This is a genomic window from Flavobacterium flabelliforme (assembly GCF_017948675.1).
GTDB classification, from domain to species: domain Bacteria; phylum Bacteroidota; class Bacteroidia; order Flavobacteriales; family Flavobacteriaceae; genus Flavobacterium; species Flavobacterium pygoscelis.
The window spans coordinates 518,395-542,938 of sequence record NZ_JAGFBU010000002.1 but is presented as its reverse complement, the minus strand read 5'-3'; the positions used below and the strand labels follow the sequence as shown (position 1 = coordinate 542,938).

The 24,544-nt window shown below is 31.9% G+C and carries 20 protein-coding genes and 1 tRNA gene; 16 read left to right on the top strand and 5 right to left on the bottom strand.

Annotated features, from left to right (window positions below; translation table 11 throughout):
* Positions 1 to 609: 609 nt before the first annotated feature.
* Positions 610 to 966 carry a hypothetical protein gene (locus tag J3S90_RS08765; RefSeq protein WP_210645857.1) on the bottom strand — a complete coding sequence of 119 codons (357 nt, stop codon included), beginning with the start codon at positions 964 to 966 and terminating at the stop codon, positions 610 to 612.
* A gap of 154 nt (positions 967 to 1,120) precedes the next feature.
* Between J3S90_RS08765 and J3S90_RS08760 the strand changes: the two genes are divergently transcribed.
* The 6 genes from J3S90_RS08760 to J3S90_RS08735 all read left to right on the top strand — a co-directional run bounded on the left by J3S90_RS08760 (position 1,121) and on the right by J3S90_RS08735 (position 8,284).
* Positions 1,121 to 1,381, top strand: coding sequence for a heavy-metal-associated domain-containing protein (locus J3S90_RS08760; protein ID WP_210645856.1), 261 nt, complete (start codon positions 1,121 to 1,123; stop codon positions 1,379 to 1,381).
* A gap of 99 nt (positions 1,382 to 1,480) precedes the next feature.
* Positions 1,481 to 1,813, top strand: a complete 333-nt coding sequence (locus tag J3S90_RS08755; protein WP_210645855.1) for an ArsR/SmtB family transcription factor — start codon at positions 1,481 to 1,483, stop codon at positions 1,811 to 1,813.
* 19 nt (positions 1,814 to 1,832) lie between these two features.
* A complete protein-coding gene (locus J3S90_RS08750) occupies positions 1,833 to 2,303 on the top strand; it encodes a DUF6428 family protein (RefSeq protein ID WP_210645854.1) in 471 nt (156 codons plus the stop codon).
* Positions 2,304 to 2,470: 167 nt separating this feature from the next.
* The gene (gene arsB, locus J3S90_RS08745) at positions 2,471 to 3,508 is read left to right on the top strand and encodes an ACR3 family arsenite efflux transporter (RefSeq protein WP_210645853.1); all 1,038 of its coding nucleotides are present in this window, start codon (positions 2,471 to 2,473) and stop codon (positions 3,506 to 3,508) included.
* A gap of 392 nt (positions 3,509 to 3,900) precedes the next feature.
* A complete protein-coding gene (locus J3S90_RS08740; protein ID WP_210645852.1) occupies positions 3,901 to 6,918 on the top strand; it encodes a SusC/RagA family TonB-linked outer membrane protein in 3,018 nt (1,005 codons plus the stop codon).
* Between the two features lie 10 nt (positions 6,919 to 6,928).
* A complete protein-coding gene (locus J3S90_RS08735) occupies positions 6,929 to 8,284 on the top strand; it encodes a RagB/SusD family nutrient uptake outer membrane protein (RefSeq protein WP_210645851.1) in 1,356 nt (451 codons plus the stop codon).
* Between the two features lie 113 nt (positions 8,285 to 8,397).
* Here the strand turns inward: J3S90_RS08735 and rocF are convergent, their stop codons facing one another.
* Together rocF and rocD are read right to left on the bottom strand one after the other, a co-directional pair.
* Positions 8,398 to 9,357 carry an arginase gene (rocF, locus tag J3S90_RS08730; RefSeq protein WP_210645850.1) on the bottom strand — a complete coding sequence of 320 codons (960 nt, stop codon included), beginning with the start codon at positions 9,355 to 9,357 and terminating at the stop codon, positions 8,398 to 8,400.
* An 8-nt stretch (positions 9,358 to 9,365) separates the two neighbouring features.
* Positions 9,366 to 10,649, bottom strand: coding sequence for an ornithine--oxo-acid transaminase (gene rocD, locus J3S90_RS08725; protein ID WP_210645849.1), 1,284 nt, complete (start codon positions 10,647 to 10,649; stop codon positions 9,366 to 9,368).
* A gap of 230 nt (positions 10,650 to 10,879) precedes the next feature.
* On the opposite strand from rocD, the gene J3S90_RS08720 reads away from it, so the two are divergent.
* The 5 genes from J3S90_RS08720 to J3S90_RS08700 all read left to right on the top strand — a co-directional run bounded on the left by J3S90_RS08720 (position 10,880) and on the right by J3S90_RS08700 (position 16,604).
* A complete protein-coding gene (locus J3S90_RS08720; RefSeq protein WP_188051262.1) occupies positions 10,880 to 11,332 on the top strand; it encodes an Lrp/AsnC family transcriptional regulator in 453 nt (150 codons plus the stop codon).
* Positions 11,333 to 11,370: 38 nt separating this feature from the next.
* Positions 11,371 to 12,234: a cyanophycinase gene (locus tag J3S90_RS08715; RefSeq protein WP_210645848.1), complete on the top strand. Its 864-nt coding sequence runs from the start codon at positions 11,371 to 11,373 to the stop codon at positions 12,232 to 12,234.
* A gap of 1 nt (position 12,235) precedes the next feature.
* Positions 12,236 to 14,437, top strand: a complete 2,202-nt coding sequence (locus J3S90_RS08710; RefSeq protein WP_210645847.1) for a penicillin acylase family protein — start codon at positions 12,236 to 12,238, stop codon at positions 14,435 to 14,437.
* A 112-nt stretch (positions 14,438 to 14,549) separates the two neighbouring features.
* The gene (locus J3S90_RS08705; RefSeq protein ID WP_210645846.1) at positions 14,550 to 15,320 is read left to right on the top strand and encodes a dienelactone hydrolase family protein; all 771 of its coding nucleotides are present in this window, start codon (positions 14,550 to 14,552) and stop codon (positions 15,318 to 15,320) included.
* A 270-nt stretch (positions 15,321 to 15,590) separates the two neighbouring features.
* Positions 15,591 to 16,604 carry a M28 family metallopeptidase gene (locus J3S90_RS08700; protein ID WP_210645845.1) on the top strand — a complete coding sequence of 338 codons (1,014 nt, stop codon included), beginning with the start codon at positions 15,591 to 15,593 and terminating at the stop codon, positions 16,602 to 16,604.
* Positions 16,605 to 16,985: 381 nt separating this feature from the next.
* Here J3S90_RS08700 and J3S90_RS08695 read toward each other — a convergent pair.
* Positions 16,986 to 17,061, bottom strand: a tRNA-His gene (locus J3S90_RS08695).
* A gap of 437 nt (positions 17,062 to 17,498) precedes the next feature.
* On the opposite strand from J3S90_RS08695, the gene J3S90_RS08690 reads away from it, so the two are divergent.
* The 5 genes from J3S90_RS08690 (at position 17,499) to J3S90_RS08670 (ending at position 23,599) form a co-directional block, all read left to right on the top strand.
* Positions 17,499 to 18,275: an XRE family transcriptional regulator gene (locus J3S90_RS08690; RefSeq protein ID WP_210645844.1), complete on the top strand. Its 777-nt coding sequence runs from the start codon at positions 17,499 to 17,501 to the stop codon at positions 18,273 to 18,275.
* 65 nt (positions 18,276 to 18,340) lie between these two features.
* Complete coding sequence (locus J3S90_RS08685; RefSeq protein WP_210645843.1) at positions 18,341 to 19,720, top strand: exonuclease domain-containing protein; 1,380 nt, start codon at positions 18,341 to 18,343, stop codon at positions 19,718 to 19,720.
* A 478-nt stretch (positions 19,721 to 20,198) separates the two neighbouring features.
* A complete protein-coding gene (locus J3S90_RS08680) occupies positions 20,199 to 21,824 on the top strand; it encodes a GMC oxidoreductase (RefSeq protein ID WP_210645842.1) in 1,626 nt (541 codons plus the stop codon).
* A 422-nt stretch (positions 21,825 to 22,246) separates the two neighbouring features.
* Positions 22,247 to 23,095 (top strand): helix-turn-helix domain-containing protein, encoded by an 849-nt coding sequence (locus tag J3S90_RS08675; protein ID WP_210645841.1) that lies wholly within the window; start codon positions 22,247 to 22,249, stop codon positions 23,093 to 23,095.
* 105 nt (positions 23,096 to 23,200) lie between these two features.
* A complete protein-coding gene (locus J3S90_RS08670) occupies positions 23,201 to 23,599 on the top strand; it encodes a GlcG/HbpS family heme-binding protein (RefSeq protein ID WP_188051253.1) in 399 nt (132 codons plus the stop codon).
* A gap of 198 nt (positions 23,600 to 23,797) precedes the next feature.
* Here the strand turns inward: J3S90_RS08670 and bshB1 are convergent, their stop codons facing one another.
* Positions 23,798 to 24,514, bottom strand: a complete 717-nt coding sequence (gene bshB1 / locus J3S90_RS08665; protein WP_188051252.1) for a bacillithiol biosynthesis deacetylase BshB1 — start codon at positions 24,512 to 24,514, stop codon at positions 23,798 to 23,800.
* Positions 24,515 to 24,544 lie beyond the last annotated feature (30 nt).

Here is a 24,544-nt window from a genome sequence, read left to right as displayed (position 1 = left end):
ATCTTACTTAAAGCTACCTATTATATAATAGGTAAATCATTTTAAAGGCTTCTATCTTCTTTAATTATTGCTATTCTTGTCTTATATAGGTAAAATGGCACTAGAATTTACATTAATACTGTTTTGACACCTATATATAGGTAGGAGTTTCTTCTTAGGCACAATCAAATGTCAATATAATATCGCGCTAGGATTGCTATTGTTGTCTTATATATAGGTAAAGCAATACTACCATTTATAAAACTGCTATTTTTTTACACCTATATATAGGTAGGTATTTTTTTTCTTACCTATATATAGGTGTAGTAATCCTATTGAGCAGACTGTGATCTAGAATAGTAAATTGTTTGTTACGCCTAACCTCTTCTAAACGGCTGAGAAAAACAAAATCGCGTTAGGGATAGCAGCGGAAAGCCCACAGTTAAGTGAAGTATAACGGAACTTGACGAGGACTTGAAGCGAATAGCCCGACCCATTCTAAAAAAGAGGCTATAACCGAACTCGGATATAGCCTCTTTTTTAGGATGGGAAACGCCAAAAGGAAAATCAATCGAAACGAATGGCTTTTGTAAACACTACTTGATAATTAATTAGATTTAAAAAAATGTATTAAATAGTATCAGGTGTATTTTCATCTAAATCATTGTGATCATCTCCTCCTAAACTGTAATAATTATTTTCTTCGTCTTCACTACCGATTTGTTCGGCTTGGTCATCCAACTCAGCGCCTGGAACATCTAAATCTGCTCCAGAATTATCCTGATTAAAATCCTTTTCGTTAAAATCACCCGTATTACCTATCTCTACAGGCACTTTGTTTTTAGATATGTTTTCTGGATCTATGTCCGATTCTTTTTTTAATTGTTTGTAAATATCTTCACTTGGTGGGTACAAAAGAGAATCTGGAACTTTATTATCTCTATTTTTTTGCTTATCTAAATTCAATTTATTTTCTATATCATTCATCTTTCTATTGCTTATATTGATTTATAATACACTAAGTTAGGTCTTTTTTTCAAATTAAAAAGTAAAAAAAATAACATTTTAAAGATTTAAATAAGTAATTTTAAATATCTATAGAATATGCATTAAACTTCTCAACTATTTAAAACAATAAAAAATGAGCATAATAACAGACAACGTAATTCCAGGAAATGATGGTAAAAAATTCGGAACAAACGCCATGGAAGATAAAGATTTACTGCAAATCAAGACGATCCTATTAGAACTTGAGGGAATCAAGGAAGTGGTATTGAATATGGAAATTTTTCCAAGAGAATTTACCGTTTTTACTACTAAGATGATTCCTATTACAGAAATCGAGAATAAAGTTCGCGAAGTTGGATTTCACGCCATTCCAAAGGATTTATTTGACCTTTAAATAAATTAAATAATCCATAGGACAAATAATAATTAATACAATTATCATTTGTCCTTTTTATTTGAACATCGTAATATTGCAATATTAATATATACAAACTTGGGAACTACTAAATCAGAATGTTTTACTGAAGAACAAAATCAAATTGCTATATTGACTAAAGCAATAGGACACCCTTCGAGAATTGCAATTATAGAACATCTAATAAAAGTAGACAGTTGTATTTGCGGTGACATTGTAAATGAACTGCCTTTGTCACAACCTACCGTTTCTCAGCATCTAAAAGAGTTAAAAAATGCAGGGCTTATAAAAGGTACTGTTGAAGGAAATAAAATATGTTACTGCTTAAACAAGGAAGGTTTTAGTAAATTAAAAATTTTCTTTGACCATATAAATACCTATTTAGAAAAAAACAAAAATCAATGTTGTTGATTTATAAAATAATAAAAAAATGAAATTATCAGAAATTAAAACGGCGTTAAGTACATTAGAAAATGTTGCTTTTTTATTACCAAACGGTAACTTTGTTCCAGAACATTTTCACGTGACCGAAGTTGGGCTAATAACGAAACACTTTATTGATTGTGGAGGTAAAGTTAGAAAAGAAACTGTTGCGAATTTCCAATTATGGGATGCAAATGACGTTGATCATCGTTTGAAACCAAAGAAATTACTATCGATTATTGCACTTTCAGAAAAGATTTTAGGGATAGAAGACTACGAAATTGAAGTAGAATACCAAGCAGAAACTATTGGAAAATATGATTTGGGTTTTAATGGACAATCTTTTGTTTTAATCAACAAACAAACTGCTTGTTTAGCCGAAGATCAATGCGGTATTCCTGCATCTAAACCAAAAGTAAAATTATCTGAAATCACAAGTCAACCTAATAGTTGTACTCCTGGAGGAAGTTGTTGCTGATTTTTTAAATTAAAGAATGTAGGCGAATTCAATAACCTAAAGCAACAAATGATAAATTTTATATTTGTTGCTTTATTAAAAAAACAGAAGCGAATCAACCTAAAAGAGCGAATAATTACAAACTAACACTGAAATATTCTTTATATTATTTCAAATAAAATCACAAAATGAAATCATCTAAAAAAAGGATAAAATTTCTCGACAAATACCTAACTGTTTGGATATTTATCGCGATAATAATAGGTATTTCAATTGGTTATTTTATACCATCGAGTAGCACTTTCATTAATTCTTTTTCTAGCGGTACTACAAATATCCCTTTAGCAATTGGGTTAATTTTGATGATGTATCCTCCATTGACTAAAATCGATTTTTCGAAAATTACATTGATCTTTGAAAAACCAAAATTATTAGCCTCTTCATTTCTAATTACATGGATAATTGGTCCATTTTTAATGTTTTTATTAGCTACTTTCTTCTTAAGAGATTATCCAGAATACATGACAGGCTTAATAATTATTGGGATTGCTCCTTGCATCGCAATGGTTATTGTATGGAATGAATTAGCAGAGGGAAATAGAGAACTAACTGCCGGCCTAATTGGTATAAATAGTTTAATTCAAGTTTTCTTTTTTAGTTTATACGCCTATTTCTATCTAGAAGTTATGTTACCTTTATTTGGCATAAAAGGTTTAGCGCTGAACATAACAATTGCGCAAATTGCTACCACAGTAGGTATTTATCTTGGAATTCCATTTGCATTAGCTGTATTAAGTCGCTATAGCATTCAGAGGTTTATGGGCAAAAAGTGGTTTGATCAAAAATTTGTTCCATTCGTATCACCTATTACTTTATTAGCTTTACTTTTTACAATTGTAATTATGTTTAGTTTAAAAGGAGAGATGATTGTTGACTTACCAATGGATGTTGTACGAGTTGCAATACCATTAGTAATTTTCTTTACAATAATGTTTTTGTTGATGTTTCTAGTTTCAAAAAAGATTGGAGCTGACTACAGAGATAGTGTTGCACTTTCATTTACTGCTGCTGGAAATAATTTTGAACTTGCCATTGCTGTTTCAATTGGAGTTTTTGGAATCAACAGTGGGCAAGCATTTGCAGGAGTTATAGGGCCATTAGTAGAAGTTCCAGCTCTAATCCTTTTGGTAAATGTTGCTTTTTGGTTAAAGAGGAAATTGTATTAAATTTTCATTTACATCATATAAAATTTTACCAATTTTTTTATACTAACTAAATAAAAAGGAGACTAAAATTATAGGTGTAATATCAAATTTTAATGAGTTCCATACTAATCATTATTTTAAAGTTATCATAATATAATAATTCATTTCCACCTTTTAAGTCTGATTATAAGCAAATACAATATTGTTTATTACCAGACTTTCTCTATTTAAGCCTAATCTTAGGTTACAAAATCCGCTGCAACATATAACTAATATCATTTTTAACCAAAAAAACTAATTATAAAATAAAAAAAAGACTTAAAACATATTTATTTAACAATTTTTACAAAAAACTATTTTTATTTAACATTTTATTTAGATATTTGATACAACTAATCTTAAATAAACCAAAAATGAGAATTAAATTCAAATATTTTTTGAGTATTGTAATTGTATTTATTATGCAATTAACATTTGCTCAAGAAAGTAGGTTTTCAGGCAAAGTCACAGACAGGAGTGGACTCCCTATTCCGGGTGCCAATATTATAGTAAAAGGATCGAACATAACAACTCAAACTGATCTTGATGGTAATTTTACTGTAAACACTAAAAAAGGTCAAATCTTAATTGTTAGTTTCGTTGGTATGAAAACACTCGAAATTGCAGCATCTGCAGGAATGAGTGTAAAACTAGAAGATAATTCAAACCAATTGGATACCGTTTTTGTCGTTGGCTACGGAACACAAAGCAAGAAAAAATTAACAGATAACATTGCGCGTGTCACTGCAAAGGACATGGAAAACGTTCCAGTTGCCAATTTTCAGAATGCAATGGTCGGGAAATTAGCTGGTGTTCAAATCACACAGATTAATGGTAAAGTAGAAGGTGGTGTTAAAATGAGAGTAAGAGGTGTTTCTAGTATTTCTTCATCTCAAGAACCTTTGTATGTAATTGATGGAATGCCTCTCATAAACGATAATGAGAGCGGATCATCTGCACCTATCAACCCATTAATTTCTTTGAATCCGAATGATATTGAATCTGTTGAGATTTTAAAAGACGCCTCTTCGGCAGCTATATACGGAGCAAGAGGAACAAATGGAGTGGTTTTAATTACAACTAAACAAGGTAAATCAGGCAATACAAAAATAGCTATAAATACCTCAGCGGGTTGGAGCGAAGCAACTCATAAAATGAAATGGCTTAATGCCGCACAATATATAGAACTCTACACAGAAGCATCTGCTAATAGATATGGAGCAAATGATTTGTGGTTGACGGAGCCAGGTGGAGTGTTTGATGGATACTCTAACGGGAAAGATTGGAGAACTGGTCAGGTTGATACTGATTGGCAAGACTTAGCTTTAATAAAAGGATCTGTTCAGGATCATACTTTCTCTATTTCGGGAGGAGATAGTAAAACGGTATTTTTTCTCTCCGGGGCTTATAATAAAACAGAGGGAATTGTTCGAGGAAATAGTATGGACCGCTATTCTTATAGAGGAAATTTAGACCATAAAGTCTCTGACAAATTAAGAGTTGGTTTAAATACGAGTTTGAGTAAAACAAAAATTATCAGAATAGGATCTGATAATTCCTTTACTACTCCATTACAAGCAGTTGCGCAAACTCCATTAGCGCCTGCATATCTTGATGATGGTGTTACTCCCAATAATAAAACTACTTTGTATTATAACTTTTTGATGCAACAATACAACGGAAGTTGGGATGCTAATATTTTTAGAACATTAATGAATTCCTATGCAGAGTATAAAATAATTCCTGAATTAAGTTTTAGAACTGAATTAGGATACGACAACAACAACCAAACCGAAGAATATTTCGCAGGAAGTTTAACCGAATCTGCTTCAACAAATGGTTATGCCGATGCCAATGCTATTCAATCGGATAAGTATAGTATTAATAATTATTTTAATTACAATAAAACTTTTAAAGAAGACTACAAATTAGATTTAGTTGTGGGAATGAGTTTTGAAGAAAGCAGTCGAAAAAGACAATATGTTGCTGGAACTGGTTTTGCCTCAGATGATCTTCAAACTGTAGAAAGTGCTGCAGAAATTACAGCAGGTTCTTCTAGTAGAACTAAGTACAACTTTCTTTCTTATTTCGGAAGAGCAACCTTTTCTATTTTAGATAAATATCTAATAAAAGGAAGTTTACGTTATGATGGATCTTCTCGTTTTGGAGCAGCAAATCGCTACGGTGTATTTCCAGCGGCTTCTGTTGGTTGGATTATGTCTCAAGAAGATTTTTTAAAAGACAGTAATTTTATTAATTTATTAAAATTAAGAGGAAGTTTTGGAGTTACCGGAAATGCAGGTATAGGAAATTTTGCCAGTTTAGGTCTTTTTAACGGATCTTCTTATAATAAACAGTCTGCAATAAATCCATATCAATTGGTAAATCAAGATTTAAAGTGGGAAAAAACCAACCAAGTAGATGCTGGACTTGATTTTGCTTTTTTGAATAATAGAATTTCAGGTGAAATTGACTATTACGTAAAAAAAACAAATGATCTTTTGTTAAACGAACCTTTGCCAGGTACCTCTGGATGGAGTTCTCTAACACGTAACGTGGGATCTTTAACTAATAAGGGTTTTGAATTTGTGTTAAATACTACCAACATCAAAACCGATAAATTAACCTGGAAATCCTCTTTGAATCTAGCAACATTAGATAATAAAGTAACTAATTTACCTGGTGGCGATATCGTTTCTGGTCAAAACATCGTAAGAGTTGGAGAAACTATTTCCTCTTTTTATTTAGTAGAATATGCTGGTGTAGATCCTGCAAATGGAGATGCATTATTTTATAAAAATACTTTAAATAATGATGGCTCATTAGACAAATCCACTACAAAGAATTATAGTGATGCTCAAAGGGTAATTTCAGGAAATCCCTACCCGACATTAATGACAGGACTAACAAATACTGTGTTATTTAATAATTTTGACTTTTCATTTACTTTTCAGGGAGAATGGGGTGCCTCTATGTACAACGAAGCTGGGAAATTTCAATCTAGTAATGCTAGATACAAAGACAATCAAACCACAGATCAAATGAACAGATGGCAAAAACCTGGTGATATTACTAATGTACCCCAAGCAAGATGGGGCCGTAGTAATGGAGATCAAGCCTCTACTCGTTATTTAGAAAAAACTGATTTTGTGCGTTTAAGAAACCTATCCTTTGGATACACCTTACCTAAAACAATGATTCAAAAATTAGGTGTAGATAGAATTCGTTTGTACATGACGGGAGTTAATCTTTTAACTTTTACCAATTATAAAGGATACGATCCTGAATCATCTTATGATAATAATGGAGATTCAAACATTCAAAAAGGGATTGCATTTTATTCAGCACCTTCGGCAAAAACGATAATTATTGGATTAAATATTGACCTTTAATAAAATAGACATGAAAAAAGATAACTATAAAATAATTTTAGTAGCCTTTCTAGTACTCACTCTTGTAGGATGTGATGACAATCTTACTATCAGTCCTGAACAAGCGATAACAACTGATATGGCTATTAAAACTCCGTCGAATATTCAGAAAATTTTGAATAATGCTTACGGAGATGCTAGATCAAGTGCCTTATATGGAGGCGGAATTGCATTGGCATCAGAATTATTAGCTAATGATGGTGACCTTTATTGGGACGGTACTTATGTACAACCTTCTCAATATGATGAAAAAGCCATATTAACAGATAATAGTTTTGTAGAAAGTATGTGGTTAAGAGCCTATAAAATAAGCAATCAGACTAATGTAGTACTGGATAATTTAGCGGTTTTCACCAATGCAGCTGATAAGGACGTAGCAAAAGGGGAAGCAAAATTTCTTAGAGGTTTGGTTTATTTCGATTTAGTCCGTTTGTTTGGCAAGCCTTACGTAGCGGGTACAGCAAACAATCAGCTTGGTGTTCCTATTATATTAGAGCCTATTTTAGATCCCGCTAAAATCACTTATCCTTCTAGAAATACTGTAGATGAAGTCTATAAACAAGTACTTGCTGATTTAAAAGATGCTTACACCTTATTACCGGCAACCAATGGTGTATATGCAACAAAATATAGCGTAGCGGCACTTTTGGCACGTGTATATTTGCAACAAGGAGATTATGTAAATGCTCGCAATATGGCTAATATAGTAATTACCGATAGTGGTTCGGTTTTGGCTAATTCGTATTCAAAAGTATTTAATAATTCCGAAAATTCAACCGAGGATTTATTTGCTTGGCAAGTAAGCAGTCAAGATGCAAGCTCGAATGATTATAATGTATTTTGGGCAGGTTCAGATTTTGGGGGGCGCTCTGGAAATCCAGACATTAGTATTGAAAACCAACATTGGGATATTTATGATGATTCTAATGATCAACGTTCTAAATTCTTCTACGAGGCAGATAACTGGTGTACCACAAAATGGAAAAACCAGTACGGTAATATTCCTTTTCTAAGGTTAGCCGAAATGCATTTAATTCGTGCTGAATCTAATTTTAGAGAGGGTACTTCAATAGGTCTTTCTCCTTTAGACGACATTAACCTATTAAGGGAACGCGCTACTGCCAGTTTGTTTAATTCAGTTGACTTAGCCACTATTCTAATGGAAAGAAAAAGAGAACTTTCCTTTGAAGGATTTGCTTTGTTTGACGCAAAAAGATTAAAACAAAACATAGGCTCTCTTGCTTATAATGCAAATAACCTTGTTTTACCAATCCCATTAAGAGAAAGAGATGTAAATAAAAATTTAGTTCAAAATGATGGGTATTAAAAAATATCATTTAAAATAAAAATGAATTCTATGACGGGAACCATTTAAAATAAAAACCCCTTAAAGCAATTGTTTAAGGGGTTTTTATTTATCTAAAAAATCCGTTTAATATTTTAATTCAATTTAATGGTCTCCGTGATGCCTTCTAAAACTTCGAAAGCAATTTCAGCCATTTTATTCCCTTTTGTATCTAGTAAAGGATTCACTTCAACAAATTCGACACAAACCACTTTTTTTGTTTCTATAATTTGATTAATAATAGCAATAATTTCAAGGTGATCAAATCCTTTAGGCACAGGAGTTCCTGTTCCATAAGAAATCATATCACAATCCATCGAATCCACATCAAATGAAATATAAAAAACGTCACATTTTTCTAATTTTGCTAATGCTTCAGCTACACAATTTTGTAAACCTCTATAACGTACTTCCTCTACTTTATAGTTTTTGATTTGTAATTTTTCTATTTGCTTATCCTCTTCCTCTTCAGTGTCGCGAACACCAAAATAAATCAAATTTTCTGCAATTATTTTAGGTCCTTTACAACCTATATTTTTCATATTTTCCCAATGCTGTTGCGTTTCAGGAGCCACATTATTTGTATTTTCCGAAGTTAAATTATCCTCAGAAAGTGCTGCTGACAATGGCATACCGTGAATATTTCCAGATGGAGAAGTATATGGTGAATGCAAGTCTGCGTGAGCATCAATCCAAAAAACACCTATAATTTTTTCTGGATATGCATCCTTTATACCGCTTATAGTACCCAAAGCCGAAGAATGATCACCTGATAAAACAATTGGAAAATTATTTTCGTCCAAATTTTCTTTTACCGCATTGCTAACTCTCGTACACTGTTCTACTACGTGCTCAATTCTTTTTGCAAAAGAACTTTTGTTTTTATCATAGATAGATTGATTGTGGGTCTTTACATCATCAAATTTATATTGATTAAAATAATTACTATTTTTATTAATAGCTGCTATTTCAATTGCATCAATACCCAAATCAGATCCCCGAGTTCCAGCACCAATATCCGATCTGTTTTTTATTAACTTTATAACTTTGTCCATCAGCACAATTATTTAAAATCATTTAATGCTCTTTCAATAATACCTAAACATTCGTGAATCTGAGATTCGGTAATAACTAATGGTGGTGCAAATCTAATTTTATTACCGTGTGTTGGTTTAGCTAATAATCCGTATTCGCTAAACTTCATACAAATATCCCATGCTAAATCAGACTCCTCATCGCAGTTTACAACTATCGCATTTAGCAATCCTTTTCCTCTAACCAATGTGATTAATGGATTTCTAGAAGCAATTTCATTGAGCCCTTTTCTTAAAACTTCCCCTAAATACTGTGCGTTTTTCGCCAAATTTTCTTCTTTCACTACTTCTAGTGCTGCAATGGCTACTGCTGCTGCAATAGGATTTCCTCCAAAAGTAGATCCGTGTTGTCCTGGTTTAATAACATTCATGATAGCATCATTCGCTAAGACTGCAGAAACGGGATAAACACCGCCAGAAATTGCTTTTCCTAAAATAAGAATATCTGGTTTTACCTCAGGTTTATTTTCACAACCATTCTGGCAATCACAATTTCCACAAGTTGCCAATAATCTTCCCGTACGTGCAATTCCAGTTTGCACTTCATCGGCAATAAATAAAACGTTATGTTCCTCGCACAGTGCTTTTGCTTTTGCTAAGTAACCTTCTGTTGGAACATAAACACCTGCTTCTCCTTGAATTGGTTCTACTAAAAAACCAGCGATATTTTTTGTTGATTTTAATACCTGCTCTAAAGCCTCTGCATCATCGTAAGGTATCTTAATAAATCCCGCTGTGAATGGTCCAAAGTTTTTTCGGGCACTTTCATCATTAGAAAACGAAATAATGGTAGTGGTTCTTCCGTGAAAATTATTTTCACAAACAATAATTTGTGCTTCATTTTCAGGAATTCCTTTTACCTCATAAGCCCATTTTCTACATAATTTCAGTGCAGTCTCTACCGCTTCGGCACCGGTATTCATGGGTAATACCTTATCAAAATTAAAGTAATTAGTCACATACTCTTCATAAGGTCCTAACTGATCATTATGAAAAGCACGCGAAGTCAATGCCAAAGTTTGTGCTTGCTTAATCATTGCACCAACAATTTTTGGATGACAATGACCTTGATTTACAGCAGAATAAGCGGATAAAAAATCATAATATTTCTTTCCATCTACATCCCAAACATATACACCTTCTCCTCTTTCTAAAACTACTGGTAAAGGGTGGTAATTGTGAGCTCCATATTGGTTCTCTTTTGCTATCAATGCTTCAGATTTCGAAGAAAGATTTTGTTCTATGTGTGTCATGATATTTGGATTTTTATATAATAAAACACAAAAATAGTACTATTTTTCAATATGCCAATCATTATATTAATTTTGACTTTTTAAAATAAAAAAAACATTACTATTTATTTTAAATATATAAAAATTTAGTCATTTTAAATATAGTAAATCCACTTCAACATATCTTTAAAAAACAAATATAATCTGTACATTTATAGCTACATAAATACTTAAATTAAGAGTTATAAAACATGGATATATTAGACGAATTTGATATTAACATTATTAAAGAATTAGAAAAAGATGGAAGAATGGCCTACTCAGCAATTGCTTCTAATTTAAAGATTTCTAATACAATGGTTCACCATCGTATTAATAGACTTACTGAACAGGGGATTCTAACGGGTATTAAGCCCGTAATTAACGAAAAAAAAGTGGGTTATGACTGGGGTTCCTTCACCGGTATTACCTTGAATAAAGACCAAGATTCTAATAGAATTATAGAAGAATTAAAAAAAGTTCCTGAAATTACTGAGTGTTATTATATTACTGGATCTTTTACTTTATACATAAAAATAATTGCGAAAGATCATGAGCACATGCGCAAAATTCTCTATGAAAAAATAGATAATATTCCTGGTATTGCCAAAACAGATTCAATTATTGAATTAGGATGTGCCTTTAAAAGGAATGTATCGCTCTAAAACACTATTTTACTTTACAACCAACCAAAAAACCACCAATGAAAAAACTATTACACTCCAATTATTTTATAAAATTTTGTATGGCTCTACTTGTGTTTTTATCTTACAACACCGTGTCTGCACAAAATTCAAAAGGTAAATTATTCATTATTGGTGGCGGTAATCGATCTGATGCTTTGATGACACAATTAATCAAAATTACAGATTTAAAGAAAAAAGATTATGTAGTGGTATTGCCCATGTCTAGTGAAGAACCTGATAGCGCTTATATTTATTTTAAAGACCAGTTCCAAAAACTGGTTCCCAATCCTATTATTATGCTGAATTTTGATAAAAACACCGTAAATAATAAAGCGCTGAATGATTCCTTACAGCAAGCAAAATTAATATTTATAAGTGGTGGAGATCAAACTCGTTTTATGAATGTAGTCAAAAATACTCCTGTTTACGATGCCATTCACAAAGCTTATCAAAACGGAAGCACAATTGCTGGTACTAGTGCAGGAGCTGCGGTAATGTGCGAACACATGATTACAGGAAATCAAAAATTAGAATCAAAATACACTGAAACTTTTAACAACATTCGGTATGATAATCTAGAAACAACGGTAGGCTTAGGTTTAGTAAAAAATGTAATTATCGATCAACATTTTCTAAAGAGAAGTCGCTACAATAGATTGTTATCTGCATTGGTTGAATTTCCAGATCACATCGGAATTGGTATCGATGAAAGTACCGCCTTAATTGTACGCAACAAAGAAATTGAAATTGCTGGAGAAAGTGAAGTCATAGTGGTAAAAAATCCTGTGGGAATAAGCAAATCCAAAAAAGAAAATTTAGTGAGTATCAAAAGTTTAGAAATGGGTGTCTATACGGAAGGTCAAAAATTTAAAATCAATTAAAATGAAGTTTTTAAAAGAACATTTACCGTTATTACTTTTAGTTTTTTGTTTTAGTATCACTACTCTTTCACAAAAGTCAAATAGTAAAGAAATTGAAAGATTAGAAAAAATCGCTCAACAAGTCAGCATAATTAGAGACAATTGGGGAATTGCTCATGTTTACGGAAAAACAGATGCCGATGCAGTATTTGGAATGTTATATGCGCAATGCGAAGATGATTTCAAAAGGGTAGAAATGAATTATATCGAAAAACTAGGACGCCTTTCTGAGCTCAAAGGACAATCTGTTTTGTATAATGATTTAGAAATAAAACTTTTAATTGACACAGAAGAAGTCAAAGCAGATTATAAAAAAGCGGCACCTTGGTTAAAAAAATTATTAAATAGTTACGCAGACGCAATAAACTTTTATTTACACAAACATCCAGAGGTAAAACCTGCTTTACTTACCCATTTTGAGCCTTGGTTTCCTTTGCTTTGGACAGATGGTAGCATTGGTGCTATTAGTACCGCTGATCTTACTACTGGAGAATTGAAAAGTTTTTATTCTGGAAATACAGATAAAGTTGCTTACATCGAAAGAGAAAAAAACGTACAAACCGGTTCCAACGGATTTGCAATTGCCCCTTCAAAAACAGCATCTGGTAATGCTATTTTATATATTAATCCACACACTACTTTTTATTTTAGACCAGAAATACAAATGAGTAGCGAAGAAGGATTGAATGCTTATGGCGCTGTAACTTGGGGACAATTTTTTATTTACCAAGGATTCAACGAAAGTTGTGGCTGGATGCATACCTCATCAAATGTAGATGTAGCCGATATGTATGCAGAGAAAATAATCACCAAAAACAACAAATTATTTTACGAATACGATAGCAAGTTACTGCCTGTAATCGAAAAAATGATTACTATAAAATACTTAGAAAACGGACAATTAATTCCTAAAACTTTTAAAACCTATTATACCAATCACGGTCCAATAATGGCCAAAAGAGATGGGAAATGGATCAGTTTAAAATCGAATAACCGCTCGATGAAAAGTCTGGAACAAAGTTGGGTACGCACCAAAGCAAAGGGATTTGAGGAGTATAAAAAAGCTATGGATCTTAAAGCAAATACATCTAATAATACAGTTTATGCAGACAAAGAAGGAAATATTGCTTATTGGCATGGTAATTTTATTCCGATACGGGATAAAAAACTAAATTGGTCAAAAGTCATGGACGGCACTAACCCAGCAACGCAATGGAAAGGATTACATAATGTTTCTGAAACGGTACATTCCTATAATCCTACTAATGGTTGGTTACAAAATTGCAACTCCACACCTTATTCTGTAGCTGGAGAAAATAGTCCAAAAAAAGAAAACTACTTGCCGTACATGGCTCCTGATGGAGAAAGCTTTAGAGGTTTAAATGCAGTTCGTCTACTGAGTAAGGGTAAAGATTATACTTTAGACAAAATAATTGCTGACGGTTATGACACAAAGCTAACCGCTTTCGAAGTTTTAATTCCAGCATTACTTTCTGCTTTTGAAAAAAAAATCAAAAGTAACGATCCTCTTTATTCCGAATTAATTGAACCTATAAATCTATTAAAAAAATGGGATTATTACACCCACGAAAACTCAATCGCAAGTACATTAGCAATAGAATGGGCTTATAAATTAGATCCAATTATTCAAAAAGTATATGTCGATGAAGGTGAAATGGATCAAGTAGAAAACACACATAATTTTGCAAAAAATGCAGTTCCAGAACAACTCATTCCACAGCTACAGCTGGTTATAAAAGAGCTGACAATTAAGTTTGGAACATGGAAAATTCCTTGGGGAGAAATGAATCGTTTTCAAAGAAATTCAGGAGATATTGAACTCGTTTATAAGGATAGCCTTCCTAGTTTACCTATTGGATATGGTCCAGCAATATGGGGTAGTTTGCCTGCTTTCAAAAGTGCTTTTCAAAAGGACACTAAAAAACGATATGGAACCAACGGAAACAGTTTTGTGTGTGCGGTAGAATTTGGACCAAAAATAAAAGCAAAATCATTGTTAGCCGGAGGTAATAGTAGTGATCCTAAATCAAAACATTTTTACGATCAAGCAGAAAGCTATCGAGAAGGAAAATTCAAAGAGGTTTTATTTTACAAGGAAGATGTACAAAAAAATGCAGAGCGAACATATCATCCAGGACAATAATATTTATTTACTATAAGTTTTAAAAATACTTCTATAAATTAAAAAAATAAAAGTGTGAATTACCACAGCGATTAAATGTAGAATTTAGTAGTAATAAAAAAACTCGAAAAATATGAAAAAATCACTATTTGCCTTATTAGGTTTGTTTTTAATTTCTAACTTATCCTTCGCACAATTGAAGACAGTAAAATACAATGACGGAAATCAAAAATTAGATGGATTTTCAATTGCTCCCGTAAAAGGAAGTAAAACTAAGCCTGGAATTTTAATTTTACCGGCCTGGAAAGGGATTGATGCACACTCGAAAAGATCAGCAGAAAAACTTTTAAAATTAGGTTATTATGCCTTTATCGCAGACATTTACGGTGAAGGAAACTACCCAACAAATACACAAGAAGCCGGAAAACAAGCTGGTTTTTACAAAGCTAATGTGACTGATTACCAAAGACGCATTCAATTAGCTTTAGACCAATTAGTAAAATCAGGGGCCAATGCTGATAATATTGTAGTAATAGGCTATTGTTTTGGAGGAACAGGAGCGCTTGAAGTAGCGAGAGCAGGAATAAAAGCGCAAGGAGTAGTTTCTTTTCACGGAGGTTTAGGACGTGATGCTTCTCGCGTGAACAATCCAATAACGACTAGAGTTTTAGTATTACATGGTGCTGATGATCCTTACGAGCCCGTTGCAGAAATCTCTGCTTTTCAACAAGAAATGAGAGATACTAAGGCAGATTGGGAAATGATTTATTATGCCGATGCAGTACACGCTTTTACAGAGCCAGAAGCAGGAAACGATAAATCTTCAGGAGCAGCTTACAATGAAAAAGCAGCTACAAGATCTTGGGAACGTATGAAATCGTTTCTAAAAGATGTTTTGAAATAGTAGTTCAAAACTCTTTTTTTAAGGCAGTAAAAATTGTTTTTTTTAGTTAGTTAAAGAAATTTAAATAGCAAAATCAAACAATTTGTACTGCTTTTTTTTATATCTAAAAGCAAACCTAACAAAGAAGGATTTCTTGTTACCAAATTTATAAATTAGCCTATTATGTTACTAAACCACCTATAAAAAAAAACTACCAGAAGGAGTTTTAAATATATTTATTCCTATTTTTACCTTTTGCCGTTTACATATTTATCAATTTATAAAAAAGAAATGAAAAAAATCCCATTATTAAGTCTGTTTGCTATTTTAAGTTTAAGCTGTACCTCTCAAAAAAATAGCGTAGCTCATACTGATCCTACCAAGTATATGAATACAATTACCGCTGACGAACTAAAAACACATTTATATATCGTAGCTTCAGATGAAATGGAAGGTCGCGAAACAGGTTCAGCAGGTCAGAAAAAAGCAGGTATTTATCTTATTGATCAATACAAAAAAGATGGAATCTCATACCCTGCAAAGGCTTCTGATTTTTATCAAAAAATACCAGCTGCTTTCCTAAATGCCAAACGAAACGAGAACCTTCCCGATTCTGAAAATATTTGGGCCTACATAGAAGGATCAGAAAAGCCAGACGAAGTTTTAGTTATTTCTGCGCATTACGATCACGTAGGTGTAAAAAACGGCAAAATTTATAATGGTGCAGATGATGATGGCTCAGGAACTGTAGCTTTACTAGAAATAGCGCAAGCCTTTCAATTAGCAAAAAAAGAAGGTCATGGTCCAAAACGTTCTATACTTTTTCTTCATGTAACTGGCGAGGAACACGGCTTGCACGGTTCAAGATATTACTCTGAAAACCCATTGTTCCCTTTAGCAAATACAATAGCCGATATTAATATCGATATGATTGGTCGCCGTGATGATTCCCATCCCGATAGCAATAATTACGTATATGTAATCGGTGCCGATCGCTTATCTACTGATTTAGATAAAATTTGTGCTGAAGCAAACGCAAAATACACAAAGCTAAATTTAGATTATAAATACAATGATCCAAAAGATCCAAACCATTTTTACGAAAGATCAGATCATTATAATTTTGCCAAATTCGGAATTCCTTCTGTTTTTCTTTTCAACGGAGTGCATGCAGATTACCATAAACACACCGATACTCCAGATAAAATTGAATATGATGCCTTAGCCAAAAGAGCACAATTTGCTTTCGTAACCGCATGGGAATTGGCTAATAGAGAAAATAGACCCGTTGTAGATAAAAAGTAATATTTGGGCACCTCCTTATAACCACTTCCCGAACGATCGGCAAGTGGTTATAAGGTCGGGCTTTTCGCTACAATCTTTTTATGCTCCTTTCCTCCGCATAAAAAGGATTTTCACTACAATCCCTTGTGCAAAAAAAAAGTAGAAAAAAGTCTGTTTATAAATTCTTAGATTTTAACTTAACAAATAAGTTTTTCTGTTTGTCAGTAGTACTATTTCAAAAACAAAAAAATTTAATAGCTATCATTCAGATTTATGATTTTCTAAAAACTAAAAAAGCTTACATTCAAAATAATCAAAGCCTTGAAGCAATTCAAGGCTTTTTTAATACGAAACTTTATGGCACAAAAAAAGCCTCTCATTTCTGAGAGGCTTTTACTTTCTGGGTGGGAGACGGGGCTCGAACCCGCGACCCTCGGTACCACAAACCGATGCTCTAACCAACTGAGCTACAACCACCATAATGCTTAGCGGTGGCAAAGATACAACATAAGTTCACTTCTGCAAATAATTTTTTCAAAAATTTCAATCTATTTTTTACTAAATATGCTAAGGCATTGACTACCAAATATTTTTAGATATATTTTTTTTTTTCGAATTATTGAAAGTACATCACGATGCTTAAATTTTGATTTAAGAATTAATAATAATGACTCCAAATACAATTCGTTCTACTACTATATTTTACAACACATAAACACAAACACTTCAAAAATACTTTCATTATCCTCCTACCAATAATGAATAGGATAATATACAGTAAATCAATTTTCAATAATGTTAAGCATTGAAAATCTTATGTTAAGAAAATTAAATATCATTTTTTAACAATTAAATTTAGTACAAATAATAACATTTATAACTATATTTGTTGTTACAAATTATAACAAATTCGTTATGTCATTATTTTCTGATAATATTAGAGCATTAAGAGTGAAATATAAAATTTCACAAGAAAAAGTAGCTGAGAGCCTTATGATTACTCGTGGCCGATATGTAAAGTATGAAGATGGAACCTCTGAACCTCGTTATGAAATTCTGAAAAAAATTGCTCATTATTATCATATTAGTATTGACTTATTACTATCCGTTGATGTACGTGAAATTGATGTAAATGATTTATTAAAATTAGAAAATAACCGACTTATTCTACCAATTCAAGTAGATCAAATGGGCGAAAACTGCATCGAAGTCGTAACCCAAAAAGTAAAAGCAGGATACTTAAATGGGTACGCAGATCCAGAATACATCGAACAATTACAGCAAATATCTTTACCGTTTTTAGGTGTTGGTAAATACAGAGGTTTTCCTGTAGAAGGAGATTCAATGCCACCGCATCAAGATGGTGATATTATTGTAGGACGCTACTTAGAGCAATTAGGAGAAGTTTTAGGTGGCAAAACATATATCATTATCACACGATCGGAAGGAATGGTCTATAAAAGATTAAATAAAAACAGGAATGACACCTTGGTAGTTGCTTCCGACAATTTTTTTTATCCGCCCTACGAAGTCAAAGCTTCAGACATATTAGAAATCTGGGAATACCAATGCAGCATCGCTAGATCTGACAAAAGAAATGAAGCTTTAGAAAGTGATTCTATAAAAAATATGTTTGTAGAAATTAAAAATGAGATCACTGATCTAAAGAAGAATATGGTTCTAAAAAATTAATTAACAAAGTTAAGGCTAAGAGTTTTACTCCGAGTAAACAAGTGAGCAACTCCCCTATTATAAAAATGAAAAAGCAAGAATACGCAATAGTAGATATTGAAACCACAGGTGGAAATGCAAGTCATAGCAGAATCACCGAAATAGCAATTCTTATTCATGATGGCGAAAAAGTAATTGAACGATGGGAAACACTTATAAATCCAGAGAAAGAGATTCCGCCAGCTATTTTTGCACTCACAGGAATTACTAATGAAATGGTTAGTGATGCACCCATTTTTGAAATGATTTCGGATACCGTTTTTGAAATGCTATCCAATCGTATTTTTGTAGCACATAATGTCAATTTTGATTATTCTTTTATCCGACACGAATTAGAAAAATCGGGTATTAAGTGGACCGCTAAAAAACTCTGTACTGTAAGAGCTGCACGTAAGATCAAACCCGGATTGCCTTCATACAGTTTAGGAAGGCTTTGTAAATCTTTAGAAATAGATTTAGAAAACCGACATCGTGCTGGGGGCGATGCAGACGCTACGGCTATTTTATTTTCTAATTTATTAGCATGGGATTCGGAACATGAAATAGATAAAATGATTCAGAAGACCTCACAGGATCAAAGGTTACCTCCTAATTTACCAAGAGAAGACTTTGATCAATTACCAGAAAAAATTGGTATTTACTATTTTTATAACGAGCAAAAAAAGGTAGTATATGTTGGAAAAGCAATCAATTTAAAAAAAAGAGTTTCCTCCCATTTTAGTGGTCATAAAATCACTCCTCAAAGACAGAATTTCTTGCGTGACATTTACGCAATTACTTTTGAAGTTTGCGGTACCGAACTGATAGCACTCATCCTTGAATGTACAGAAATTAAAGATTTATGGCCTATTCATAATAAAGCATTAAAACGTTTTGAACCTAAATATGGACTTTTAGAATACGAAGCTAGAAATGGATACCGTTATTTAGCCATAAGTAAATTGGCTAAAAACCAAAACTGTATAGAAACGTTTGACGCGATTTATCCCGGAATTAATTTACTTCGTGAATTAGCCGAAAAGTTTGAAATAGATCAACGATTTTGTAAATACGGAAGTATGTCAGATGGTGTTTTTTCATTGCAAAATGATACTGCTATTTTGCCTGAAATTGAATCTCACAATGAACAAATTCAAATAGCACTAGACTCTTATTTAAACAGTAGACCTAGTTTTGCTATTATTGATAAAGGTCGAAACAAAGAGGAATTAAGTTGTATTTGGATAGAAAAAGGACATTTTTATGGCATGGGCTATTTGCCTTCTGACAATCCCATTTCAGATCTGTCTTACGTTAAAGATCATATTACACGATACCCTTCTAATCAATACATAATGCAAATTATAAATGCATTCGCTTTAAAATATCCCAGTAAAATTCTTTTTTTTCAAGCTGATTCAGAATGAAAGGAATATTAAAATATTTTTTTTCATACATAAATACAAATTCAAAATAGTGCTTAACCTTTTGAATGTTCTAAAACCTATTAAACCAAACAAAATCTCTTTTTTATAGAAAACGGTGTTAAATACACTTTGATTATCAAAAAAAAAATCCAATTCCTTTCATAAAAAGTAAAAAAACAAAGTGATCTTAAGAATTATTACGTATTTTAATACATATAATAATTACATTTAATTACTTTAGACTAATTAAATTATAGGATATAAAAATATTTAATGATTTTAAAATTTATCAACTATTCTAGAACATATTTGTGATTAAAGACTAAAAGAGCTGAAAGAACTATAGAGAAAGTTCATTATTCATTCTTTTACAAAAATACGTAAGGTTTTAAGATACTTAGAGTGGAATAGTTTTTGTTTTACAAGAACAGATTTAAAAATAAATAGCTACTTTAAAGTAGCGTTAAAAAGCAACATTTTGAAAAGAAGAACATTTATAAAAATAACCTCAGCAACTGGTGCAGGGATTATTGCCTCTAATACTTTTGGAATAAATTTAAAGATGAAACATACTGAAGAAAATGTAGAGAACTTAGTAATTGGATCTGGTTACGGCGGAGCAGTTGCGGCTTTACGACTTACTCAAGCAGGCAAAAAAGTAGTAATGCTAGAAATGGGATTAGATTGGGAAAAAGAAGGTGGTAAATACAAACCTTTTTCTAATTTGATTACTCCTAAAAATAATTCTACTTGGCTAAAAAAATCCACACAAGCGCCAATGATGAATATCGCTCACTTTAATAAAAAATTTACAGGAGTTCTCGACCGAATGGATTATGAGAATATAAAAGTATATGCAGGACGCGGAGTTGGTGGTGGTTCTTTAGTAAATGGTGGAATGGCGGTGCAACCTAAAAAATCATACTTTAAAGAAATATTTCCTAATTTGAATGTCGATGAATTCTGGGATAATTATTTCCCGTTAGCAAAAAAAGAACTTCAAGTTAATGAAATTCCTGAAGATTATTATGCACAAACTCCTTATTATAAGTTTGCTCGAGTTGGAGAAAGTGAAGCTCATAAAGCAGGTTTTGAAACGGTTAGAGTTCCCAATGTATATTCTTTTGATTATATGAAAAAAGAGGAAGGGGATGAAGTACCAAAATCTGCTTTGGCAAAAGAAGTAATTTATGGTAACAATCATGGAAAACAAAGTCTTGAAAAAACATATTTAAAAAAAGCAATTCAGACGGGATTATTGCATATTAATGACCTTCATCGTGTTGACTATTTTCAGGAAACAGAAAATGGATATGCAGTTTTTGTTGACGTGATTGATACGGAAGGATTAGTAGTAGCCAAGAAAACCATCAATTGTAAAAATCTTTTTTTGAATGCAGGAAGCATTGGCACTACTAAATTATTATTGACTTCTAGGTATAAAGGAAAAATGACCAATTTTGACGCTAGCTTGGGGAACGATTGGGGAAATAATGGCAACATTATGACGGGTAGAAACATGGTAAATACGCTTTTTAATCGCGTAGAAAATGAAACTACAAACACAAATCATACTACTGGGACAGGCTCTAAACAATCTACAATTCCTGTTTCAGGTATTGATAATTGGGAGGATAAAGAACATTCTTTCTTTGCAGAAATATCTCCTTTGCCAATGGGTGTGGAAGTTTATACCGCATTATATTTAGTAATTAATAAAGTGCCTACTCCAGGAACGATTTCTTATGATCCAACTGTTAATGACATTCAAATTAATTGGGAAAAGAAAAATTATAAACATACCGTTGAAAATGCCAAATATTTCATAAAAAAAATGAATAAAGCAAATGGCGGAACTCCAGCTGGATTACTCTGGAAAGGAGCCTACGGACCGGATATATGTTATCATCCTTTAGGAGGAGCAGTTCTTGGTAAAACAACAGATTTGTATGGAAGAGTAAAAGGTTACAAGAATTTATACATAACCGATGGCGCATTAGTGCCCGCTAGTATTGGAGTGAATCCTTTTCTAACTATCACTGCTATTGCAGAATATTGCATTAAAGAAATCATTAAAAACGATTATTCTGTTAGCACTAAATGATACAATTTAAAATAATGATTATCTGAATTAAATTTCAAGTAAACAATATTTTAAATCAACTATTTATAAATAGATAGTTGAGCTTATAAAATTTAAACAAATACTTTAAAACCCTAATTATACACAATAGTTAGGGTTTATTTAGATTTAAAAGTCAATGATAAAAACTTAAATTATTAGCTAACTAAATCCAAGTTTATTTATTTTAATAATAAAACTAATCTCATGTTAAGAATTGCTGAAGCCTATCTTGACCAAGTTTAGAATTTCCTCCTCTAATTAATGATTTGAAAAAAGTAATAATAGCAATTAATCGTACTAGCTATAAATCTTTCTTATTGGGATTTAAAGCTTTTGAAATCAAAAAAAACTATTTTTGAAAAAACATAATCAAGATTAAATAAACTCTAAAAAAAATCTGGATGTCTATAGAAAACATACCTGAAATTTATCTTAAAAACAAAAAAGGAACTCCTGACCTATTTGTTTACGATTTCAAAATGACAAACGAAATCGTTAAAATAAAAGTCAATTTAGGTATGAATATGTTTAGTTTTTTACAAGTAGGAAAAAAGCAAGTTCACTTTGCAGGAATATCAGTCGGTGTAAATAAAGAGCAATCATTGTTATTAAAAAAAGGGAATTGGCTTTGGACAGAATTACTAGATAATGAAGCTATTTACAACTGCAAACTTCTCTTTTTTTCTGAAAAAAAACTTCAAGAATTCTTAGAAAACCACACTTCAAATCAGGGAATTAGAAATGATGAAAAACCATTTTTTATTATTAAGAATGATGATTATATACTTTCATATCTCAATTCTTTATCAACCATTAGTCAAGCACCTACAATTTTCATGGAAAACTTACTTTCTATAAAATTTGAAGAATTAATGCTTTACCTATTACAAAAATATGGAAAACCATTTGAATCCTATCTCTACTCTCTGATCGTTGGAGAGACCTCAACATTTAAAAAAATTGTTGAAAGTAAAGTACATTCGAATTTAAAATTAGAAGAAATTGCATTTTTATGCAACATAAGCTTATCTACATTCAAACGTCGTTTTAGTAGTGAATACAATATGGCACCTGGAAAATGGCTATTGGAAAAAAGATTACAAAAAGCAAAAGAAATTTTAGAGCAAGGAGAATTAAAACCATCAGATATTTATTTAGATTTTGGATACAACAATCTGTCCAACTTTAGCATAGCTTTCAAAAATAAATTCGGTTGTAACCCAAGTCAACTTTCTCGTAAAGCTTTTTAAAAATTTGACCTTTTATCATAAGTTATTGAACTAAAACAGTAAGCGATTTTAGAAGCTTTAAACTTAAATTTGTGGTATTAAACTAACATTTAAAACACATATAATATGAACATTACATTAGCACAGGCTGAAAAAGCAATTGTAGCAGCCCAACAAAAATCTAAAGCAATTGATACAAAAATGAACATTGCAATAGTAGATTCTGGAGCAAATTTAGTAGCATTTGCAAGAATGGACGGCGCTTGGTTAGGATCTCTTGATATTTCTATTAAAAAAGCAAAAACAGCTCGTTTTTTTGATATGAATACTGGGATTATAGGAGAATTATCTCAACCTGGAGGTTCCCTATTTAATATCGAACATTCAAACAACGGATTAATTACATTTCCAGGTGGAATTCCAATAAAAAATGCACATGGAGAAATTATTGGAGCAATTGGAGTGAGCGGAAGTTCTGTTGAAAATGATCATGCAGTGGCCGAAGCTGGCGCATTAGCAATCTAAATAAAAAAAGGAGTATAATTAAATTTAATTATACTCCTTTTTTTTAATTCTCTTTATAAAAAAGAAATGAAGCTTTTATAAAATATTCGTTAATATCATTTTCTGTAATGTTTCTAGAAATATACTATCTAATGAATATTAAATACTTTTTTAAGCCCAGAAACAGTTCACAATCTGAGCTACAAATCAAAATGAATTTTACTTTAAGTCAGATAAGCTATTTACCGCTACATATCTTTCAACTGTAAAACCTTCGGCATGCTCTACTCCAGAAAGTCTTCCTAAATCTCTTGAACGATAATTTAAACTTTCTAAAAAGTTTTTACTCGTAATTGGCGATTCAGCTTCTTTTGAATTAGGGTCGTAAAATTGAGAACTGTAGGCCAAAATTGCTTCAATCTTTTTATCTGTAAAACCAGTTATATCTACGACAAAATCGGGTTCAATATTTTTCCATTGAATATAATGATATACAATTTTTGGTCGCCATGCTTTTTGCTGTTCTCCATCTAATTCAGTTTCTATTTTCATCAAACCAGATAAAAAACAAGCGTTAGAAACTAACTTACTTCCTTTGCCGTGATCAATATGTCGGTCATCGATAGCATTACACAATACAATTTCAGGTTGGTATTTTCGAATCATTTTGATAATTTCCAATTGATGCTTTTCATCATTCACAAAAAAACCATCTCGCATTTCTAAATTTTCGCGTGCTACCACGCCCAGAATTTTTGCAGCAGCATTTGCCTCTTGATCCCGAATAGCAGCAGAACCTCGTGTTCCTAATTCACCACGTGTCAAATCAACGATTCCAACTTTTTTTCCTAAGGAAATTTCTTTTAAAATAGTTCCGGCGCAACCTAATTCTACATCATCGGGATGTGCTCCAAAAGCTAATATATCTAATTTCATAATTTAATTTTTAATATATAATTTTCTATT

Excerpts from the sequence above, each read along its gene's own strand:
- bshB1 (WP_188051252.1), bottom strand. The coding sequence starts at position 24,514 with ATGAAATTAGATATATTAGCTTTTGGAGCACATCCCGATGATGTAGAA.
- J3S90_RS08670 (WP_188051253.1), top strand. The coding sequence starts at position 23,201 with ATGAACATTACATTAGCACAGGCTGAAAAAGCAATTGTAGCAGCCCAA.
- J3S90_RS08735 (WP_210645851.1), top strand. The coding sequence starts at position 6,929 with ATGAAAAAAGATAACTATAAAATAATTTTAGTAGCCTTTCTAGTACTC.
- J3S90_RS08750 (WP_210645854.1), top strand. The coding sequence starts at position 1,833 with ATGAAATTATCAGAAATTAAAACGGCGTTAAGTACATTAGAAAATGTT.
- J3S90_RS08675 (WP_210645841.1), top strand. The coding sequence starts at position 22,247 with ATGTCTATAGAAAACATACCTGAAATTTATCTTAAAAACAAAAAAGGA.
- J3S90_RS08700 (WP_210645845.1), top strand. The coding sequence starts at position 15,591 with ATGAAAAAAATCCCATTATTAAGTCTGTTTGCTATTTTAAGTTTAAGC.
- J3S90_RS08705 (WP_210645846.1), top strand. The coding sequence starts at position 14,550 with ATGAAAAAATCACTATTTGCCTTATTAGGTTTGTTTTTAATTTCTAAC.
- J3S90_RS08710 (WP_210645847.1), top strand. The coding sequence starts at position 12,236 with ATGAAGTTTTTAAAAGAACATTTACCGTTATTACTTTTAGTTTTTTGT.
- rocD (WP_210645849.1), bottom strand. The coding sequence starts at position 10,649 with ATGACACACATAGAACAAAATCTTTCTTCGAAATCTGAAGCATTGATA.
- J3S90_RS08765 (WP_210645857.1), bottom strand. The coding sequence starts at position 966 with ATGAATGATATAGAAAATAAATTGAATTTAGATAAGCAAAAAAATAGA.
- J3S90_RS08720 (WP_188051262.1), top strand. The coding sequence starts at position 10,880 with ATGGATATATTAGACGAATTTGATATTAACATTATTAAAGAATTAGAA.
- rocF (WP_210645850.1), bottom strand. The coding sequence starts at position 9,357 with ATGGACAAAGTTATAAAGTTAATAAAAAACAGATCGGATATTGGTGCT.
- J3S90_RS08740 (WP_210645852.1), top strand. The coding sequence starts at position 3,901 with ATGAGAATTAAATTCAAATATTTTTTGAGTATTGTAATTGTATTTATT.
- J3S90_RS08715 (WP_210645848.1), top strand. The coding sequence starts at position 11,371 with ATGAAAAAACTATTACACTCCAATTATTTTATAAAATTTTGTATGGCT.
- J3S90_RS08685 (WP_210645843.1), top strand. The coding sequence starts at position 18,341 with ATGAAAAAGCAAGAATACGCAATAGTAGATATTGAAACCACAGGTGGA.
- J3S90_RS08760 (WP_210645856.1), top strand. The coding sequence starts at position 1,121 with ATGAGCATAATAACAGACAACGTAATTCCAGGAAATGATGGTAAAAAA.
- J3S90_RS08690 (WP_210645844.1), top strand. The coding sequence starts at position 17,499 with ATGTCATTATTTTCTGATAATATTAGAGCATTAAGAGTGAAATATAAA.
- arsB (WP_210645853.1), top strand. The coding sequence starts at position 2,471 with ATGAAATCATCTAAAAAAAGGATAAAATTTCTCGACAAATACCTAACT.